18 protein-coding genes are annotated in these 18,318 nt (G+C 51.8%); 8 read left to right on the forward strand and 10 right to left on the reverse strand.

What is annotated here, in order from left to right; all coding sequences use genetic code 11:
* The first annotated feature begins 362 nt into the window (after nucleotides 1-362).
* From QZP87_RS12255 to QZP87_RS12265, 3 genes are read left to right on the forward strand one after another with little or no spacing between them, the layout of a single operon-like run.
* On the forward strand, nucleotides 363-671 hold the full coding sequence (locus tag QZP87_RS12255; protein WP_291323209.1) for a DUF485 domain-containing protein: 309 nt from the start codon (nucleotides 363-365) through the stop codon (nucleotides 669-671).
* Between the two features lies 1 nt (nucleotide 672).
* Nucleotides 673-2,220, forward strand: a complete 1,548-nt coding sequence (locus QZP87_RS12260; RefSeq protein ID WP_291323210.1) for a sodium/solute symporter — start codon at nucleotides 673-675, stop codon at nucleotides 2,218-2,220.
* Nucleotides 2,217-4,079 (forward strand): putative nucleotidyltransferase substrate binding domain-containing protein, encoded by a 1,863-nt coding sequence (locus QZP87_RS12265; protein ID WP_291323211.1) that lies wholly within the window; start codon nucleotides 2,217-2,219, stop codon nucleotides 4,077-4,079. The genes QZP87_RS12260 and QZP87_RS12265 overlap by 4 nt, the downstream gene beginning before the upstream one ends.
* Nucleotides 4,080-4,255: 176 nt before the next feature.
* On the opposite strand, the gene QZP87_RS12270 is transcribed toward QZP87_RS12265, so the two are convergent.
* Nucleotides 4,256-4,402 carry a hypothetical protein gene (locus QZP87_RS12270; protein ID WP_291323212.1) on the reverse strand — a complete coding sequence of 49 codons (147 nt, stop codon included), beginning with the start codon at nucleotides 4,400-4,402 and terminating at the stop codon, nucleotides 4,256-4,258.
* A gap of 22 nt (nucleotides 4,403-4,424) precedes the next feature.
* Complete coding sequence (locus QZP87_RS12275) at nucleotides 4,425-5,579, reverse strand: AAA family ATPase (protein WP_291323213.1); 1,155 nt, start codon at nucleotides 5,577-5,579, stop codon at nucleotides 4,425-4,427.
* A gap of 221 nt (nucleotides 5,580-5,800) precedes the next feature.
* Between QZP87_RS12275 and QZP87_RS12280 the strand changes: the two genes are divergently transcribed.
* Nucleotides 5,801-5,974 (forward strand): hypothetical protein, encoded by a 174-nt coding sequence (locus QZP87_RS12280; protein ID WP_291323214.1) that lies wholly within the window; start codon nucleotides 5,801-5,803, stop codon nucleotides 5,972-5,974.
* A gap of 289 nt (nucleotides 5,975-6,263) precedes the next feature.
* On the opposite strand, the gene QZP87_RS12285 is transcribed toward QZP87_RS12280, so the two are convergent.
* Nucleotides 6,264-6,704 (reverse strand): universal stress protein, encoded by a 441-nt coding sequence (locus QZP87_RS12285; RefSeq protein ID WP_291323215.1) that lies wholly within the window; start codon nucleotides 6,702-6,704, stop codon nucleotides 6,264-6,266.
* Nucleotides 6,705-7,769: 1,065 nt separating this feature from the next.
* On the opposite strand from QZP87_RS12285, the gene QZP87_RS12290 reads away from it, so the two are divergent.
* Complete coding sequence (locus QZP87_RS12290; RefSeq protein WP_291323216.1) at nucleotides 7,770-8,177, forward strand: DUF2177 family protein; 408 nt, start codon at nucleotides 7,770-7,772, stop codon at nucleotides 8,175-8,177.
* Between the two features lie 418 nt (nucleotides 8,178-8,595).
* Here QZP87_RS12290 and QZP87_RS12295 read toward each other — a convergent pair whose 3' ends face one another.
* Nucleotides 8,596-9,618, reverse strand: a complete 1,023-nt coding sequence (locus QZP87_RS12295) for a prenyltransferase (RefSeq protein WP_291323217.1) — start codon at nucleotides 9,616-9,618, stop codon at nucleotides 8,596-8,598.
* Nucleotides 9,619-9,664: 46 nt separating this feature from the next.
* Here QZP87_RS12295 and QZP87_RS12300 point away from each other — a divergent pair, with 46 nt between their 5' ends.
* From QZP87_RS12300 to QZP87_RS12310, 3 genes are read left to right on the forward strand one after another with little or no spacing between them, the layout of a single operon-like run.
* Entirely contained in the window at nucleotides 9,665-10,540 is an 876-nt protein-coding gene (locus QZP87_RS12300) for a DUF1295 domain-containing protein (RefSeq protein ID WP_291323218.1), read from the forward strand.
* Nucleotides 10,527-11,813, forward strand: a complete 1,287-nt coding sequence (locus QZP87_RS12305) for an FAD-dependent oxidoreductase (RefSeq protein ID WP_291323219.1) — start codon at nucleotides 10,527-10,529, stop codon at nucleotides 11,811-11,813. The genes QZP87_RS12300 and QZP87_RS12305 overlap by 14 nt, the downstream gene beginning before the upstream one ends.
* A complete protein-coding gene (locus QZP87_RS12310; protein WP_291323220.1) occupies nucleotides 11,810-13,861 on the forward strand; it encodes a DUF1365 family protein in 2,052 nt (683 codons plus the stop codon). Before QZP87_RS12305 ends, QZP87_RS12310 begins: the two co-directional genes overlap by 4 nt.
* 78 nt (nucleotides 13,862-13,939) lie before the next feature.
* On the opposite strand, the gene QZP87_RS12315 is transcribed toward QZP87_RS12310, so the two are convergent.
* The 6 genes from QZP87_RS12315 to QZP87_RS12350 form a co-directional block, all read right to left on the reverse strand.
* On the reverse strand, nucleotides 13,940-14,647 hold the full coding sequence (locus tag QZP87_RS12315) for a TIGR04282 family arsenosugar biosynthesis glycosyltransferase (protein ID WP_291323221.1): 708 nt from the start codon (nucleotides 14,645-14,647) through the stop codon (nucleotides 13,940-13,942).
* Nucleotides 14,648-14,659: 12 nt separating this feature from the next.
* Complete coding sequence (locus tag QZP87_RS12320) at nucleotides 14,660-15,361, reverse strand: TVP38/TMEM64 family protein (protein WP_291323222.1); 702 nt, start codon at nucleotides 15,359-15,361, stop codon at nucleotides 14,660-14,662.
* A gap of 34 nt (nucleotides 15,362-15,395) precedes the next feature.
* Nucleotides 15,396-15,707 carry an NEPxGxxU motif selenoprotein TsoC gene (gene tsoC / locus QZP87_RS12325; RefSeq protein ID WP_363331018.1) on the reverse strand — a complete coding sequence of 104 codons (312 nt, stop codon included), beginning with the start codon at nucleotides 15,705-15,707 and terminating at the stop codon, nucleotides 15,396-15,398.
* Between the two features lie 2 nt (nucleotides 15,708-15,709).
* Nucleotides 15,710-17,461 carry a rhodanese/DsbD fusion-like selenoprotein TsoB gene (tsoB, locus tag QZP87_RS12330; RefSeq protein ID WP_363331019.1) on the reverse strand — a complete coding sequence of 584 codons (1,752 nt, stop codon included), beginning with the start codon at nucleotides 17,459-17,461 and terminating at the stop codon, nucleotides 15,710-15,712.
* Between the two features lie 44 nt (nucleotides 17,462-17,505).
* On the reverse strand, nucleotides 17,506-17,979 hold the full coding sequence (tsoA, locus tag QZP87_RS15620) for an LULAXC motif (seleno)protein TsoA (RefSeq protein WP_363331020.1): 474 nt from the start codon (nucleotides 17,977-17,979) through the stop codon (nucleotides 17,506-17,508).
* Nucleotides 17,980-18,060: 81 nt separating this feature from the next.
* Nucleotides 18,061-18,318 (reverse strand): hypothetical protein (locus QZP87_RS12350; RefSeq protein ID WP_291323227.1); only part of this gene is annotated, 258 nt, incomplete at its 5' end.

Genomic DNA, 18,318 nt, shown 5'->3' on the forward strand with positions numbered 1-18,318 from the left:
AACCTGTCTCAATTGGGGACAGGCACTTTTGCCGTTTGAAAACTTGCAATTGAACAAAAAATCAGGCGGCAAAAGAGCCAGTCCCCGGAGGTCAATATATAAGTTTCGCTGTAGTGTTATCGCCAATTGAGTTTCGGAAGAGCCGGTCTCCGTGCCACATGCAAAACTCTAAACAGATACTTTTTTCTTGAGTTTTCTAAAAAAAAATGAAAGGTTGCAGCAATTTGATGTCACATACTGTTGGATTATTTTATCGTAACCATTCAGGGAGTCCTTGGTGTTGATTACCGGTTTCTGCATCCCCCTGAATGGTTACACTTTATCCGCCCTGCAATCCTGCTTCAGCCCCAAAGGAGGTGCCAATGGTCACAAAAAAATCATCTGATTCCATGGACAGAGAAAAATTTCAAAAACTTATAGCAAACCGATGGAAAGTCTCGCTTACCCTCACCGCGCTAATGATGATCGCCTACTTCGGGTTCATCCTTGTCCTGGCCTATGCCCCGCAACTTCTGGCCATCAAGATCGGAGAGCACATGACCCTGGGCATTCCTGTGGGCATCATGATCATCGTCCTGGCCTTTATACTCACCGGGATTTACGTCTTCTGGGCCAATTCCTCCTATGACAAATCAGTTCAGGAAGTCATCAGCAGCATGAGGAGGAAATGATATGGATATAGTCGATACCGCCATAGGAGAACCAAGTTTCACCTCAATACTGTTTTTTCTGGTATTTATTATCGCTACTCTGGGCGTTACCTATTATGCAGCCAAAAAAAGCCGCTCCGCTTCACAGTTTTATGCTGCCGGCAGGGGAGTTACCGGTTTGCAGAACGGACTGGCCCTCTCTGGCGACTACATGAGTGCCGCCTCATTTCTGGGCATTGCCGGACTGGTGTCTCTAAGGGGATTTGACGGCCTGATCTATTCAATAGGATTTCTGGTAGGCTGGCCCATCCTCATGTTTCTTATCGCAGAGCCTCTGAGAAACCTTGGAAAATTCACCTTTGTCGATGTGCTGGCTTACCGGCTTTCCAAAAAGCCCATCAGGATAGCTGCCTCTGCCGGATCACTGATGACAGTATTTTTTTATCTCATCGCCCAGATGGTCGGGGCCGGGACCCTGATAATGATGATTTTCGGCATGCCTTACGAGATAGCCGTGGTTATTGTAGGCATGGTCATGGTCATGTACGTCCTCTTCGGGGGCATGCTGGCCACCACCTGGGTCCAGATAATCAAGGCTGTACTGCTGCTCAGCGGTGGTTCGATAATGGTCTTTTTGATCATGCTTCATTTCGGATTCAGCTATGGAGAGCTGTTCAAGCAGGCCTCCCTGGCTTACGGCGACAGGGTTCTGGAACCCGGCGGGCTGGTGGCCAACCCGCTTGATGCAGTGTCCCTGGGTATTGCACTGATGTTCGGAACAGCCGGGCTTCCCCATATTCTCATGCGCTTCTATACCGTCCGTGATGCCAAGACAGCCCGAAAATCCGTATTCTATGCCACTGGATTCATTGGTTTCTTTTATATCCTGACCTTCACTATCGGCTTTGGGGCCATGGTTATTGTCGGCCAGGATATTATTTCTGCAATTGATTCCGGAGGCAATATGGCTGCCATGCTGCTGGCCGAAGCCACGGGTGGGGCTGTATTCCTTGGATTCATGGCAGCTGTGGCCTTTGCCACAATCCTTGCTGTAGTGGCTGGTCTGACCCTGGCTGGCGCCAGCACTCTGTCTCACGACCTTTATGCTGGAGTATTCCGTGCCGATCGCTCAACAGAGAAGGAAGAAGTCAAGGTGGCCAGGATAGCCACACTGTCTCTGGGCATCATGGCCATTGTCCTGGGGCTGATCTTTCAGGGGCAGAACGTGGCCTTCATGGTCGGCCTGGCCTTTGCAGTTGCTGCCAGTGCCAATTTCCCGGCGCTGCTCATGTCCATTCTCTGGAGAAACTACTCCACCTTCGGAGCTACCATAAGCATTGTCACGGGCACTGTTCTGGCTGTGGGGCTGATCATTGTAAGCCCCACTGTCTGGGTGGATATCCTGAACAACCCCACAGCAGTCTTTCCTCTGACCAACCCTGCCATCATTTCCGTTTCCGGGGCATTTGCAGCCGGGTACATAGGTTCAAAGCTCAGGCCTGATCATGAGGCTTCCAGCAGGTACGAAGAACAGAAGATCAGAAACTACCTGGGCGTTGGAGCTGAATGAACCGTAGCATAACCTCGTTTCTGGCCGGGATACATCCCTTATCCGACCTCCCCAGCAAGGAGCTGGAGGAGGTCGGATCCCTGGCCGGTGAACAAAAGGTTTCGGCAGGAGAAATTCTGGTTCTGGATCAGGAAGACCGGGTTGCTCTTTACTATATCATGGAGGGGTCCGTGCAGCTTTTCCACGGAAAAGAGGCAATGGATACATTGATTCAGGGTGATTTCTTCGGTAACGAGGCCTTTTTTTCGTTTTCACCACTGGTACATTCCGCTGTCGCCCTGGAGGACTGTACTCTGGCGGTCCTGCCCGAACCGGTCTTTCAGCGTCTTATGCAGCATGGACAGGTGAATAATTATTTTCAACGCAAGACAGATATTTTCAGAAACAGGATCAATTATTATCTATCCCAGCGGAAAGCTTACAGAATAGACCCTTACCTTCGTCTGACCCTCAGGGATATTCAAGTCAGGCAGCCGGTTTTTATCCACCCAGAGACAACTGTTGCCCGGACAGCCACGATCATGCAGCAGGAGAGGGTTTCAAGCTGTCTGGTTCAGCAGGAAGGTGCATTTCCAGGCATTGTCACGCAGCACGATATTCTGGAAAAAGTTGTGGCCGGGGATCTGGACCCAAAAGTTGTTTATGCAGGGCAAATTATGAGCAGTCCCCTGATCACGGCCAGATCTAACGAGCTGTTGTTCCAGGCCCTTTCCAGGATGGTGCGGCATGGTGTCCACAGGCTTGTGGTCCTCGACAACAGGGACCGGACCAGGGGGATCATTGAAGAAAGGGACCTCATATCCATCAAGGGTGAAAACCCGGTGCACCTGTCCGGAGAGATTGCCCGGTCCAGGGATATGGGTTCACTGGGCAGGATCTTTCAGCAGGTCCAGGGAATGGTGCTGCGCTCCGTGGCTGAAGGAACAGGTGTTTTGCAGGTGGGTCGGCTCATCAGCGATTTTCACGATCAGATTCTGGCCAGGTTGCATGAGCTCATCCTGCAGCAGGTGGATCAGAGCCACCAGGATTCATTCTGCATCCTGGTCCTGGGCAGTGAGGGTCGAAAGGAGCAATATATGGCTACCGACCAGGATAATGCCCTTATTTATGCAGGAGACCCGGGGCGTCAGGGTCTGGCATTTTATGAACTCTTTGCCGATAAATTCATCCAGGCTTTGACTGACCTGGGGTTCCCTCCCTGCCCCCACCAGGTCATGATAAACAATCCAGAATGGCGCATGAGCCTGGATGAGTGGCTGGACACTGTGGATGAAATGGCCCAGAAGGCGGATACGCAAAGCATACTGAAGACTTCGCTTTTGCTGGACATGCGTCCTGTGGCCGGAGACGAAAAACTGGCCGGCATGCTCAGATCCTATCTTTTCAGGAGGGTAGCCAGGAGCAGTTTTCTGTTGAAGTACATGGCCAATGAAGCTGTGCGATTCATGCCCCCCCTGGGTTTTTTCAGCAAACTCCTCGTAGAGAAAAGCGGCGAAAACAAGGGGAAAATGGATATAAAAAAGGGAGGCGTCTTTCCATTAATCCATGGGGTGAGGACCTTGAGTGCAGAGCATGGTATCCTGGACACATCCACAGAAGAGCGAATAACACGTCTGCATGAATCGGGGGTATTTTCCGCAGGGTTTTGCGCCGGTCTCAGGGAAGCTTACGAATTTTTCCAGACTCTCAGGGTCAAAAACCAAGTGGAGCAAATTAAAAAAGGGGTTGCTCCCGACAACTGGATCAACCCTGATGATCTTTCAGGGATGGAACGTGATAGACTCAAGGAATGTTTCAGGGTGGTCCTGGAGTTTCAAAATCTGCTCAACAACAAGTACAGCCTGCGCCTTCTGGCCTGATAAGCTCAATGTATCTGTTTAGCGTTTTTAAGGAAAGCAGGGGACAGGCACTCCGGGACCCACTTGAGCATCATTTTGTGCTCAAAATGACTCGATTTCTGGGACAAGTGGGTCCCGGAAGAGCCAGTCCCCATGCTACATGCAAAGCGCTAAACAGATACAGCTCAATTATGTTTTCAGAGATCACGGTAAATGGCTTTTTTTCTTGTCCTCCTGTTCAAGACGTTCAATTCTTGTCTGGTCAGAGTTCCAGGACCCGGAGGTTGGTCCTTGACCCGTATTCTGGCCACTGCGTTTCTGGAGACATCCAGCTCCAGTTCCATGGTTCTCACCGTGATCTCTGACCTATATTATATCTCCGTTCCAGAGCTGAGCACAAAACTGCTCCCAGGGCAGAACGGTGATCCGGCTGTTGATTTTTTCAGGATACCTGTCTCGTGAAACAATGATGCTTTTCCCTGTCCTGCACTCCTCACCAAACAGGTGCAGACCTTTGGGCAATTTCGATGCGGCATGCTCTCCTGCCTTGACCTCGATTGCCACGTCCGCGTCTCCCAGGATGATGTCCACCTCTGAACCGCTGGCTGTCCTCCAGAATGAAACGGGAAAGTCCTTGCGACTGTAATGCCTGTAAGCCCAGCATTCCTGAAGGATGAACTGTTCAAAGGCCCTGCCGAACTCCCTGGTCTTGGGACTGAGAGAATACCGGTTCAGCAGCGCCGAGACCATTCCTACATCAAAAAAATAAAACTTGGCGGTTTCGATGAGCCGTCGGCCTGAGCTTTTTTTCCAGGGGGGCAGGATTCTGCCGATCAGGGTGTCTTCCAGGATTTGATAGTATTCCCGGATGGTCTTCACGGATACGCCCGCGTCTCTGGCCGCGTTGGAATAGTTCAGCAGCATGCCGCTGGTTGCCGCAGCCGACTGCAGGAACCTGGAAAATGCCGGGAGGTTGCGGGTCAACGCTTCAGCCTGGATTTCTTCCTTAAGGTAATCGTGAACATAGGCCTGAAGATCCATGCGGCAATCCGGAGACAGGTAATGGGAAGGCAATAACCCCGAGACAAGAGCTTTTTCCAGATCAAAATTCCCCAGTTCACGTGAGACCAGCGGGTAAAGTTCGAAGCGCCAGGCCCGTCCACCAAGCAGGTTGACGTTACCCCGTTTCAGTTTTCTGGCGCTGGAGCCGGACAAAAGAAAGCAGTAAGAGCGATTTTCCATGAGCCAGTGAATTTCGTCCATCAAATGAGGGATCTTCTGGACTTCATCGATGACCACGGTCATAGACGACTGGGCGTCCAGTATCCGGCGCAGCCTGGACGGCTCCCGGCTCAGCAGCATAAACAGTTCATAATCCAGGAGGTCAATCCAGTACGCTTCAGAAAACTTTTGTCTGAGCAGCGTGGTCTTTCCGGTTTTGCGAGGCCCCCAGAGAAAGGCGGACCTGTTTTCCGGCAGATCAACGCTCAAAATCCGGGGAATAAGGTTACTTTGTGGCATGAAGAAGAGTTATGATAATTTGGACCTTAGGTCAATTTATTTGTGATAAGTTGTCGTGACCTATAGTATTATATGGCATCTCAAATGAGAGCTGGATCCTGGTCCGCTCTGGCAAGACGCTTATAAGCCTGCTGTCTCGGACATGAATAATAATACATTATTCGCAATAGCCTGCACGCGATGAATGGATATGAGGTAACCATTCCAGGGGTCCATGAGGGGTGAACGCCCCCATAGCCTCAACTTGCTACTCATGCCATCAGGAGACGGAAGATGGTCTGGCCGACTGGAAACTGCGCTTTCACCTCTACCATTCCGGCGGTGATATGTACTGCAACCACGGCTACGATTATTACCTGGAAAACCGCGAAAAGTGTCTGAACTGCCATAAATAGCTGACCATCTGGTCCACAAAAAAAGGCCGCTGAAAACAGGGGCCGCTTTTATTCATGTATTAACCCGGTTTCTAGATGGTTTGACTGCCACTGATTACAGCTTTTCTACGCAAACCCTGTACCTGGCCGTATCTGTTTAGCGTTTTTAAGGAAAGCAGGTGGCAGGCACTCCGGGACCCACTTGAGCATCATTTTGTGCTCAAAATGACTCGATTTCTGGGACAAGTGGGTCCCGGAAGAGCCAGTCCCCATGCTGCATGCAAAGCGCTAAACAGATACTACAAAACAATTACTTCGGTCTGATGGTCATTACTGGTGTTTTCGAAGACTTAACAACTTTTTCAGCTATCGATCCGAACAACAGCCTGTCGACCCCCTTTCGGCCATGGGTGCCCATTACGATCAAATCGACATTTTCATTCTCAGCGTACTTTAAAATCTCTTCATCTACCCAACCGCTCAATACCTTGGTTGTTACCTTGTCCGTGTTGAAATTTTCCCGGACAAGATCATCAATCTTCTTTTCAGCTTCTCTGAGGACTTCTCCATAAATATCCTGAAGAGAAGGAGGGGCGACATTGAAGCTGGCATAGTGATCCAGACGCTGGACTACAAAAATTACATGGACATCGGCGTCCAGTTTATTGGCCAGAGTGTCTGCGTAGGAAGCAACTTTGGGGGTCATTTCAGAAAAATCAACAGCGCATAAAATTTTCTTTATCTCAGCCATAACTACCTCCTCTTTTTAGTTTCATGTTTGGAAAGACCAGTACTACCAGCACTATTATCCAGATTTTCCAGATGCACCTGCATAAAACCAAAAAAAAATTCAGCCTATAAAAACAGCTTTGCAGCTCATGATTTTCCAGTTTCTGCTGTACATATTTCTTTTACGCAGGCCAAGCTGAATAAATTGCAGAACGTGTGAAAAAAATCTTTTTTTGCATGCGCATCCTAAAAGTCCTCTTGTCACGCTAGCAGCGCTAACCACCTAACCACGAAAAGCGCGTGGCAGTAGGATAGAGGACAGACGTCAGAATACCAGCGTGGAAAGTGTGGTCACTGAGCAGGCCGGAAATCTATTGTTGTGACTTGTGTCAAAATACAGTAGCCTGGAGGCCTTGGCAAGCATCCCGGATTTAAAAAAATCTGATGCTTACGGACAAAGCAAAGCCTGACAACCTTTAACACTACAGCGACACTTTATTTAAGCTGGAAGGGGACTGGCTCTTTTGCTGCAGGATAGTCCGGCCGTTTTACTGTTTGAGGTCGGCAAAAGTGCCTGTCCCCGGTGTCCGAGGCGATAATTTACACAAAGTGTCGCTGTAGTGTTAAAAAAAATCTGAAAGGATGAACAGTTACCATGTGCTCAAATAAAAAACCCGACTTGAAAGATTTTCTGGACAACTTGAAAAAACCCATGCCTTTATCCCGGAAGGCCGGCCTCTACTTTCGCAATAACCTGCTGAAAATCAGAAAATTACAGTCCTGCTGCGGCAATCACGGAGAACCCGGGTGCTGAGCTGGAGACAAGCCAGCCGGTCCGGCTGAATAAGTGTAACCTCTTGAAAACTTTGTCTCATCCGCTATTAACAAAACAATGATCCTAATTATCACTACAGCGAAACTTATAAAATACAGCATGCTATCTCAATTGGGGACAGGCACCCCCGCACTTATTTTTATTGCGAATGATCTTGGTTTTATTGGAAAAAATAAGTGCGTGGAGAGCCAGTCCCCGGAGGTCAATAAATAAGTTTCGCTGCAGGGTTATTGACCTTAGGGGAAATACTCTATGAACCTTTATTTTTATATCAAGCTCTACCTGATAACCGTACCCGTCTTTTTTGCTGTAGACCTGATCTGGCTTGGCCTGGTGGCCAGAAATTTTTACCAGAAACACCTGGGATTCATTCTCAGTCCGGAGGTCAACTGGGCTGCGGCTATTACCTTTTACCTCATCTACATAGCGGGCATCATTTTCTTTGCCGTGATCCCGGCCCTGGAGAGGGACTCCCTGGCAACCGCCCTTATCTGGGGAGGACTCTTCGGATTCTTTACCTATGCCACCTACGACCTGACCAACATGGCCCTGATAAAAGGCTGGCCCCTCAGGGTTGTCGTGGTAGACATAGCCTGGGGGGTCGTCTTGTGCGCTATTGTCGCTGCACTGAGCTTCAAGGCCGCTGGATGGATAAATTAGTTTTTAACGCGGGCTTTGCCCGCAACCCATTTTTTCTCACGCAAAGGCGCGAAGATCGCCAAGGAAGACAGGATAATTTTTTTTCATTTGTCATTCGTGTCTCGTGACAAATGAAAAGGCAGCCTTGTCCAAAACCGTGTCCCGGTTTTGGACAATACCTCTGCTTCGCCTCTCTGTCAGGATGCGTTAAGCACGGGGACTGGCTCTCCCGGCACTTATTTTTCTAATCTGTTTCTTGTTCAATAAAAAATAAGTGCCGGGGTGCCTGTCCCCATAAACATGCAAGCAGGGATTTTTTTCTTTTCTTTCTTGTTCCCAGGCTCCAGTTTGGGAACAAGAGGTAACCAGGAACGAAGAAACAGGAACCAGGAACCGTTTTTAACGACCAACATGTTGGTTTGAAATTTTCACTAAGCGCCTAACCCATAAACAGGGCCATGGACACCCCGGCCATGGGCAGCAGACTGAAACTCACACTGGAAGCCACAAAAACCGAAAGTCCCAGGCTGCCCGGCTTTTGATCCAGCAGCATAACCCCTGAAAACCACAAACCCAGGCAGAGCAAGGCAATCAGATACATGCCAGTGTAGCTAAGACCGTGAAGCATAAACAGGACAAGAAGAAAAAAAGCACCGGCATTAAGGGCCAGAATAAGCCTCTGATTGAGCCGTCCCCCCAAAAGGACTGAACTGCTTTTTTTCCGACTCAGTCGATCCGAAGGCTCATCTGGAAGAGAGGTGCTCATGGCACAGGACAGTGCCAAAAGAAGCATCAATCCCATGTAAGGCCAGTAGATCCCGCTCAGGCTTCCATGCTGCGCCAGATATCCGAGCATGGGCAGCACCCCGCCTACTCCAAGCATCTGCAGCAATTCTCCCCCTCCACGGTAAGAAAGGCGAAAGGGTTTGAAACTGTAGGCCCATAAAAGAACCAGGCCAAGAAGAACCAGAAGCAGCGGTCCCCACCCTGAAGAAAACCATGCAAGCAACACCCCTGCAAGTAGACAAAGCAGGGCGCTAACACCAGCTGCAGAAAAAAGGCTTCTGGAAGACAGGCAATCATCTGCCAGGACCCTGGAACCCCCGGAAAAAATTGTATATGTCGAATTAAGCCTGTCTGTATCCTCATCAGCGACATCATTGGCAAAGACAATAAAAAGCTGCATGGCCAATCCGTACAGGTGGCAGATCAAAAAAACAGACCAGGAAAACGCCCCCTGGGTGAAAGCCATAGCCTGCCCCATGAGCAGGGGCAGAAAAATGTACACCTGTGAAGGCATCCTGGCCGCCTGAAACCATGCGGACCATGTACTGTTTCTTAAAAAATTAAACCAGCCTGCCTGCCCTTCTTTGACATGCTTAAATGAAGATTCCGGAAAAAACCTTTTGATTATAGATATCATTCCAATATTGTAGGTGGTGCCGGCTGCATAATCAAGCAAAACGGTCCAGTCTTTTTTTGAGTTTTCAAAACCTGGAACACATTTCTTGACAATCAAAGCAATGTATAACAATTTTAATATTCGTATAAACACCTGTACTGACTTGAGCACCATGCCTTTACACACCATTATTCTGCTCAACCTGGCGGCGGTCATGCTGCTTATGCTGGCGGCCTGGATCTTATCCCTCGCCCGGGACAAGGCCTGTGTGGCTGATTCCTTCTGGGGGGCGGGCTTTGTGCTCATTGCCTGGCTGACCTGGTTCATGGGGCCGGATACTTTCAGGAGTCTCCTTCTGGCCCTGCTCATCAGCTTCTGGGGGGTCCGCCTCGTTTTGCACATTACCAGTCGCAACTGGGGAAAGCCCGAAGACAGACGATACCAGGCCATGCGGGATTACCACGGAGAAAGTTTCCGGTGGATAAGCCTGTTCAAGGTGTTCATGCTGCAGGGGAGCTTGTTGTGGATTATCGCCCTGGCCCCCCAGGTGGCCCAGGCCTCCCCACGCCCCGGTGAACTTGTCTGGCTGGACTTTCTGGGAATTTTCATCTGGGCCCTGGGCATGCTGTTCGAAGTTGTGGGGGATTACCAGATGTCACAGTTCAAAAAGGATCCCGCCAACAGGGGCAGGGTCATGGACAGGGGGCTCTGGGGCTGGTCCCGCCACCCCAACTATTTCGGTGAGTGCCTGGTCTGGTGGGGCATATTCTGTATCGCCCTTTCGGTACCAGGAGGATGGCTGACCATTATCAGCCCTTTACTCATCACATTTCTCCTGGTTAAAGTATCAGGAGTGGCCATGCTGGAGAAGGACATGGGTTCAAGACGCCCGGAATACGAAAACTACAAGAAAAGAGTCAGTGCATTCGTGCCCTGGTTTCCCCTTAAAAATAAAGAAGCAGGAGATCATGAACAGCCATAACCAACTTTCCGGTGCAGACAGCCTCAAAATCGCCGTAATCGGGGGCGGAGCAGCCGGCATGGCGGCATCCTATTACCTGGGCCGCAGGCACAGGGTGGACCTCTTCGAGGCTGAGCAGATCCTGGGAGGCCATGTGCAGACGGTCATGGCCCCGGACGGTGATGAGCGAAAGATCCCGGTGGATATGGGCTTTATCGTCTTCAACGATACCAATTACCCCCGCTTTATCCGCTTTCTGCAGGACCTGCAGGTACAATCCGCAACCACGGACATGTCCTTTTCCTACAGTGAATCCCATACAGGGTTCGCCTACAGCGGCAGCACACTGTCCGGTCTTTTTGCCCGCAGGGCCAATATCATTGACCCCCGTTTCTGGAGGATGCTTTTCGCTATACGCAGTTTCTGCAGAAATGTCACCAGGGACCTGCAGGAAGGAAAGCTCACAGGGGGCACCCTGGGCGGATATGTCCGCGACAACAGATACCCCGGGGTCCTTATGAGCCGGTACCTGAGTCCCATGGTCCGGGCCATATGGTCAGCCGAGAGCAGCGGCCCCGAGGAGTTTCCCCTGGAACGCTTCGCGCAGTTCTTTTTCAATCACGGCCTGCTCAGCTTCAGCGGGGGACCTGTATGGCGATATATCCCCGGGGGCAGTCACTCTTATGTCCAGGCCTTTGAAAAATCCTTTACCGGCTCCATCCACACCTCCTCGCCCGTGCAGGCTGTATTCCGGGAAAGCACAGGTCCGGTGCTGCAGGTGCAGGGGCAAAAAATGAAGTATGATGCACTTGTCCTGGCCTGTCACGCAGACACTGCACTGCAGCTTCTCCAGGACCCGGACCCTGAAGAAACAGCATGCCTGAGTCCCTGGAAATACGCTGCCAATGACGTAGTCATGCATACCGACGACTCTTTTCTACCCCACAATACCAGGGCCTGGGCCTGCTGGAACGTCATTTCCCACTCCGGAGACACCCAGGAAAGGGTGAATGTGCATTACTGGATGAACAGGCTGCAGCGCTTCCAGGCCCAGAAAAACCACGTGGTCACTCTGAACCCCCGCCGGCCGGTGCCAGCTGAAAAAACATCCAGGCACCTTAAAATGATGCACCCCCAGTTTACCCGGGACGCCTTAGATGCCCAGGCCCGTTTTGGCCAGCTGCAGGGTGTGCGTGGCACCTATTTTTGCGGCAGCTACCATGGTAACGGTTTCCACGAAGATGCTGCCGCGTCCGGGATGCGGGTGGCTGAACTGCTGGGAGCCGAAGTATGAACTCCAGGGTTGTGCCTGTAAGCATTTCCCATGAAAGGTTTGGGCACAAGAGCCACCGGTTTGAATACAGGTTTATGGTCCTGCTGCTGGACCTGGACGAACTCAAGAGATTAGACGAAAATACAAGACTTTTCGGGTTCAACCGCTACAGACCGGCCTGTATATTCCAGAAGGACTACCTCACCCCCGGCCCAGAAAGCATCCGGGACAAACTTGGAAACCTTCTTCAGTCATATAAGTTCATGACCCTGGATCAAGACTCCAGGGTTCTGCTTCTCACCTGCCCCAGGATCTTCGGACGGGTTTTCAATCCGGTGAGCTTTTACTTTATCTTCAGCCCGGCAGGAGAACTGCAGTTAACAGTAGCCGAGGTCAACAACACATTCGGAGACAAACATGTATACATCCTGGAGAAATCAGGCCGGTCCCCGGGGTTTCCGGTACAATTCAAGACACCGAAAAAATTTCATGTATCGCCTTTTTTCGACATCTCGGGGCAGTACCTGTTCAGCTTCAGTGATGTCCGCAAAGAAATAGATATAGCCATCACCCTTGAAAAAAATCACCGGCCTGCCCTGGAGGCCAGGATGTGGCAGGCGGCCCGGCCAGGGGAACTGACCGACGGCAATCTTTTAAGCACCTGGATATTTCATCCCCTGGCTTCCAACATGACCTATCCCCGCATCCTGCGCCAGGCCGTCAGCCTTTATTACGGCAAAGGCCTGCCTGTATTCACCAGGCCAGAGCCGGAAAACCCCCTGACCATCAGGACCATGCAGCAAAAATCAACCATTTTAGACCTTATTGCCAGGAGACTTGTGCTGGCGAACCTGAAAAAATTCCGCAAGGGACGCCTTGAAATCCAGATGCCAGACAAAACAGTGCACGTATTCGGCGAGGTTGAGCCAGGTCCCTCGTGCCGCATGAACATTCATGACCCCCGATTTTTCCGGAAAGTCATCAAAGGCGAGGACGTCGGCCTTGGTGAAGCCTATACCATGGGCATGTGGGATACCGACAACCTCACCAGGCTCATGGAACTGCTCATTATGAACATGGGCCACCTGTCCTACATGGAGGACTGGGGGGCCGGCGGGAGGATTCTGCACAAAATGCTGGTGCCGGCCAGAAAGATGATTCCTGACAATGACCCCCGGGGATGCAGACAAAATATCCAGGCCCACTACGACCTGTCCAACGATTTTTTTGCCGGTTTTCTGGACCCGGGCATGACCTATTCCTGCGCTGTATTCGAAAACCTGCAGAAACTGCGGCAAGCAGGTCAAACCGTTTCCCAGAGCCGACTGCAGCAGGCCCAGGAACGCAAATACTCCATGGTGGCCCGGGCAGCCGGCATCAAGCCGGGCCAGAGTATCGTGGAGATCGGGTGCGGCTGGGGTGGATTCGCCCTCTTTGCCGCCCGTGAATTCGACTGCCGGGTAAAGGCAGTGACCATATCCAGGGAGCAGTACAATTATGTGCAGCAACAGGTGATCAACCAGGGACTGCAGGACAGAATAGAAGTAGCCATGGAGGATTACCGCCATATACAAGGGCGCTTTGACGCCCTGGTATCCATTGAAATGCTGGAGGCTGTGGGGCACAAATACCATCCCCGCTTCTTCCAAAGCGTGGACCGCCTGCTGAGACCCGGGGCAAAAGCCTGCATTCAGAGCATTACCATCCCGGATCAGCGCTATAACACCTACCGTAAAACCAAGGACTGGATAAGCACCTATATCTTTCCCGGGGGACTACTGCCGTCCCTGGACAGGATAAGCAGCGTCCTGGCCCGGCACACCACCCTGGTTATAGCCCAGGTTACGGATATAGGTCCTCACTATGCACCCACCCTGGCTGCATGGAGGGAAAAGTTCCTGCAGAACTGGCAGGAAATCAAGAGCCTGTCCCAGTGCTTTGATGAAGATTTCCGCAGAACATGGGAATATTACTTCTGCATGTGCGAGGCATCATTTGAGCAGCGCCATATCCGCGACCTGCAGATCGTCCTGGACCGGCCCAGTTACTTACCCGGCAGAATGCGGTGATAAACAGCGAGAAATTTTGTGCAACGGTTCAATCAGTTCATAACAAGGGACAGTCCCCAGGACGGGTGCCAACAATCATCACCGAATACCCTCTGAATGGTTACAGTCCATACAGGCCAGATAAGCCTGGACAGCCTGATCCCAGGAGGGATAACTATCGGGTTCAACTCCCTGCTGACTCCGAAACAGTGCCTTGAAATCTTCCAGGGTATCCACGTCTCTCAATTCAGGCAGAATGTGCGGATTCAGCCCCAGATCTTTCAGCCTGTTCATGGTGATCTCCAGCACCCGGGAGGTACTCCAGGGAACAGCGCTGAACAGCCCCGGGTCAAAATTCTCCCTGCTCAGACCCAGGAGATAATATCCCCCGTCCAGAGCCGGACCAAGCACAGCTTTACTCTTCTCAATACCCTGCACAGCCTGCTGCAGAGTCTCCCGGGGCATTTGGGGCATATCAGTGCCGGCAAGTATTACCCGGTCAAAACCCAGTGCAAAGGCCTGTTCAAAGGCAGACCGCATTTTATCGCCGATATTTCCAGGCCCCTGGGTAAAATAGTCATGTCCTTCACCCAGCCATGCCCGGTAATGCTCAAGTTTTCTATCCTGGTGACAGAAGAGCAGAATGGGCCAGGACAGTGTCCTGCAAGTGGCAAGGGTTGTCTGCACAAAACAGCGGTAGAGCAAAGCAGCATTGGCCTGGCCGATGTCTTTGCCCAGCCTGGTCTTGACCCGGCCCGGACAGGGATATTTTAGCATAAGGGCCAGACAGGCCCTGCTGGAATGCATATTCAAATCCGCCTATGTTTCGCCTTTGACTCTTTTGACCAGCCTGGGCAGATACAGGGAAAAGGCCAGCAGGGCCAGAGAAAGAAACACCTGCCAGGACAGAAGACCGCTCCATTCTCCTGACAACCAGACATCTCTCAGAGTACCGATGAAAAAGGTCAGGATGAAGGTCCCGGCAATTATACCGAATGCTGTACCAAAAAAATAGTCCCAGAATCTGACCCTGGTCAGGCCCATGCCGAAATTCATTGGAGTAAAGGGAAAATAGATCAGGCGCAGATAAAGCACGGTAGCAAAGCCATGGCGCTCGATGGCCTCATCGTATTTTTTCAGTCTGTCGTCAACAATGGAAGCTGCAAAGTCCCTGCCCAGGGTGCGGGCGATGAAAAAGGCGGCGCTGGCTCCGATCATGGCCCCGATCCAGACGAAAACAAATCCGACATAAGGGCCGAAAAGAGCGGCTCCGATCCCTGTCAGGAGGGTACCGGGTATGAACAGACAGACACCCAGAGCGTAGAACAGGCTGAATAATGCCGGAGCCCACCAGCCCGCGTGCTCCAGAAAGTCTCCCAGGGCCTCCCTGGTGAAATATTCCTTTACCGGAGTGAACTGGACCACAAGTATGGCTCCGGCAATAAATAGAACCAGACCCAGGGCCTTGATTGCGGCCTTTCTGGTGGGCCTTGTCCGGGGTTGTTCTGTGTGTTCCTCCATGTCCTCTCCTGTGGATTAAATCGTTTCCAGCTGCTCATCTTCCCAGAACACGGCCCAAGAAGCCCTTCTTTTCCGGAGGGTTCAAACCTAGATGATAGCAGATGGCCTTTTCCACCTCGTGTTCATCGATATTGGAACCCTCAACCAATATTTCGTCTCCCACCATCACTGCCGGGGCCACAGGCAGATCCTGTTCAAAGTATTCATCGGTCTGGTAGTCTTCCATAGGCTTGGAAACCGTCTCTATTTCCACATCGTACTTTTCGCCCAGCCTGGGCATCATCTTCAAAAAATTCTTTCAGGGCTTGCCCCTGGGCTCGTTGAGGAAAAACATGACCTTGAGCATAATCACTCCTTCTCTGTTTTCTGCAAAGCATTGTGCATAAGTCCAAGGAATTCGCCGGGCGGGATGAAGTCCACCACGCGCAGATCCTCCATCTCCTGCCCTTCAGGGGTGAGAAATATTACCGTGGGAACTCCGCGCACCCCGTACTCAGCCACAAGCCTGTCATGAAGCTCCACCCCTCCGCGTGTGAGGTCAACTTTGATGGTCACGAACTCCCGGGAAAGCTCAACTACGTCCTGATCATGGAATGTGACATTCTCCAGCTGTCTGCACGGTGCGCACCAGTCAGCATAAAAGTCCAGCATCACCGGTTTGTTTTCTTCCCTGGCCTGTTCCAGCAGCGCCTCGGAATAATCATCCCAGGCCACGCCGGGTCCCTGCAGGGCGTAGGACCCGGCAATAAAGACCGCCAGAGTCATGCCCACCAGGAGAACAGCGGATTTCATCCAGACAAAAGCCCTGAACCCGGCCTGAGTCTTGTCCAGAAGGCCCAGATGAAGGGCTGCGGCCAGAAAAACAGCAGCCATGACAAAGGTCCCAGCGAGATCTCCCAGAAGCGGTTTGAGAAAATAAACAGCCATGCCCACCAGGATCCAGCCCAGAAGTTTTCTGACCCAGATCATCCATTCACCGGAGCGGGGCAGGCTCTGCAGTTTGCCGGAGAATACCGCCAGAAAGAACAGCGGAACCCCCAGGCCAAGGCTCAGGGTGAAAAAGACGGCAAATCCCAGAAGCGGGCTGCCCATGGTAGCCACCCAGGCCAACAGCCCCAGGACAAAGGGGCCTATGCAGGGCGCGGCCACCACGCCGATGGTCAGTCCCATGAACAGGCTGCCGAAATATCCGCCGAATGACCTGGAAGCGGCCTGGTTTAGAGACGCCGGGAGTCGCAGCTCCCAGAATCCAAACATGCTCAGGGCGAAGATAAGCAGAACCAGGGCAATGCCGGCCAGCACCAGGGGGTTTTGCAGCAGTCCGCCTATAAGCCCGCCGGTCAGGGCTGCGGCCACTCCCAGAATAGAGTTGGTTGTAGCCAGACCCAGGATGTAAAGTCCGCCGTGGATAAGCAGCCTGCCCCGGCCCTGACCGCCCATGCCCCCGAAAAAGGATACGGTGATGGGGATAAGGGGATAGACGCAGGGTGTCAGGTTCAGGGCCAGACCACCGGCAAAGACCGCTGCCAGGGTGCCGAAAAGGGCCAGGCCTTCCAGAGTGCCTGGGCCTTCAGCCTCCAGGGGTGTGGCCGGGGCTTCAGCCGGCAGGCTCACAGTGGGAAAGCCGGCATCTTTCCAGGCCTCGAAGCCTTTGGGGTCGCGGTAGACGTTTTCATAACCAAGACTTACGGCCACCCGGGCCGCAGAGTCGCTGACGACTCAGTCCATACCGTCTCAGTAGAAGACCAGGGCCGTCTCCTTGTCCCGGGCATGCTCCCTTAAAAAGTCGCTCAGGTCACCTCTTTTCATCCACCGGTCCCAGAACCAGGGCTGCATGAAAAAATTTTCTGCGTTTTCAACGTGTCCCAGGCGGTATTCCCATTCCTGCCTGGTGTCCACTATCACCAGGTCCTCGACTTCCTGGTGCATTTTATAAAGCTCTTCAGTGGTAAGGATTTGATACCCGCCTGCTTCAGCTTCTTCATGCACTTCTTCCCAGGTGGCATCTTCAAATTCTATTTCCAGGTTGGTAAGCCATAAGGCTGTTCCGGAAATCACCAGAGACAGGACCATGAGAACAATAATGCGCCTGGGGCTCATAACTCCTCCACGTTTTGAAATTGCAGGATATGCTGCCTGGGCTTTTAGATCTTGCCTTCCTGCTCAAGCTTGGCCTTCAAAAACTGGGCTCCAGCCATGCTTAGTCCCAGTTTTTCCGCCATCAGGGCGGCATCTGAACTTTGTGACTGTTCTGCCTGCCTGACAAACTCCTTTTCCAGCTCTTCCAGCCAGTCCTCAAAAAGAGGCAGAAGTTCAGGCTCGGCAATACTGTTCAAGGCCCGGGACCTGGAGATCCTGTCCACCAGGCTCTGACACATCTGCGTTGGATCGACACCTTCGTCCAGACATTTGGCCATTCACAGATGGACCATGCTGGTTATCTTGTCCTCATCGCCCTGCTCCAGCAGCTGGAGGACGAAACTCACCCTCTGCTCGTCCTCGAGCCGCGCAAGTACTTCCCGCAGGGGCACGGAAAGAGCATCCAGGACCTCTTCAGGCTCCAGGTCCCGGATAAGCAGCATGGCCTGTCTTTTGAGTGCTTCCATATTTGCGCCCATAATCGCATCCTTTGCTTTAAACTTTGATAACCTTCAGACACTTTGCCCGGCACTGAAGCTGGTGTTTCATAAATTACTGACTTACTCCTGAAACGCTGTCAGAAAAAACAAGAAAATTTTGAACCACGCGAAGCGCGTGGCAGGCCAGCCGCCCCGGTTGAATGCCCTTCGGGCTTGCTCTTCGAGCAATTCAACTGGGCAGGCAAAGTACGCAAAGTTAAAGACGCGAAGCAGGTCTATTGTCCAAAACCGGGACACGGTTTTGGACAAGGCTGCCTTTTCATTTGTCACGCGAAACGAGTGACAAATTAAAATAATTATCCTGTCTTCCTTAGCGAC

It is taken from the genome of Desulfonatronospira sp. (assembly GCA_003563255.1).
In the GTDB taxonomy this organism is placed as follows: Bacteria; Desulfobacterota; Desulfovibrionia; order Desulfovibrionales; family Desulfonatronovibrionaceae; genus Desulfonatronospira.

Excerpts from the sequence above, each read along its gene's own strand:
- QZP87_RS12255 (WP_291323209.1), top strand. The coding sequence starts at position 363 with ATGGTCACAAAAAAATCATCTGATTCCATGGACAGAGAAAAATTTCAA.
- QZP87_RS12260 (WP_291323210.1), top strand. The coding sequence starts at position 673 with ATGGATATAGTCGATACCGCCATAGGAGAACCAAGTTTCACCTCAATA.
- QZP87_RS12265 (WP_291323211.1), top strand. The coding sequence starts at position 2,217 with ATGAACCGTAGCATAACCTCGTTTCTGGCCGGGATACATCCCTTATCC.
- QZP87_RS12270 (WP_291323212.1), bottom strand. The coding sequence starts at position 4,402 with ATGGAACTGGAGCTGGATGTCTCCAGAAACGCAGTGGCCAGAATACGG.
- QZP87_RS12275 (WP_291323213.1), bottom strand. The coding sequence starts at position 5,579 with ATGCCACAAAGTAACCTTATTCCCCGGATTTTGAGCGTTGATCTGCCG.
- QZP87_RS12285 (WP_291323215.1), bottom strand. The coding sequence starts at position 6,704 with ATGGCTGAGATAAAGAAAATTTTATGCGCTGTTGATTTTTCTGAAATG.
- QZP87_RS12290 (WP_291323216.1), top strand. The coding sequence starts at position 7,770 with ATGAACCTTTATTTTTATATCAAGCTCTACCTGATAACCGTACCCGTC.
- QZP87_RS12305 (WP_291323219.1), top strand. The coding sequence starts at position 10,527 with ATGAACAGCCATAACCAACTTTCCGGTGCAGACAGCCTCAAAATCGCC.
- QZP87_RS12310 (WP_291323220.1), top strand. The coding sequence starts at position 11,810 with ATGAACTCCAGGGTTGTGCCTGTAAGCATTTCCCATGAAAGGTTTGGG.
- QZP87_RS12315 (WP_291323221.1), bottom strand. The coding sequence starts at position 14,647 with ATGCATTCCAGCAGGGCCTGTCTGGCCCTTATGCTAAAATATCCCTGT.
- QZP87_RS12320 (WP_291323222.1), bottom strand. The coding sequence starts at position 15,361 with ATGGAGGAACACACAGAACAACCCCGGACAAGGCCCACCAGAAAGGCC.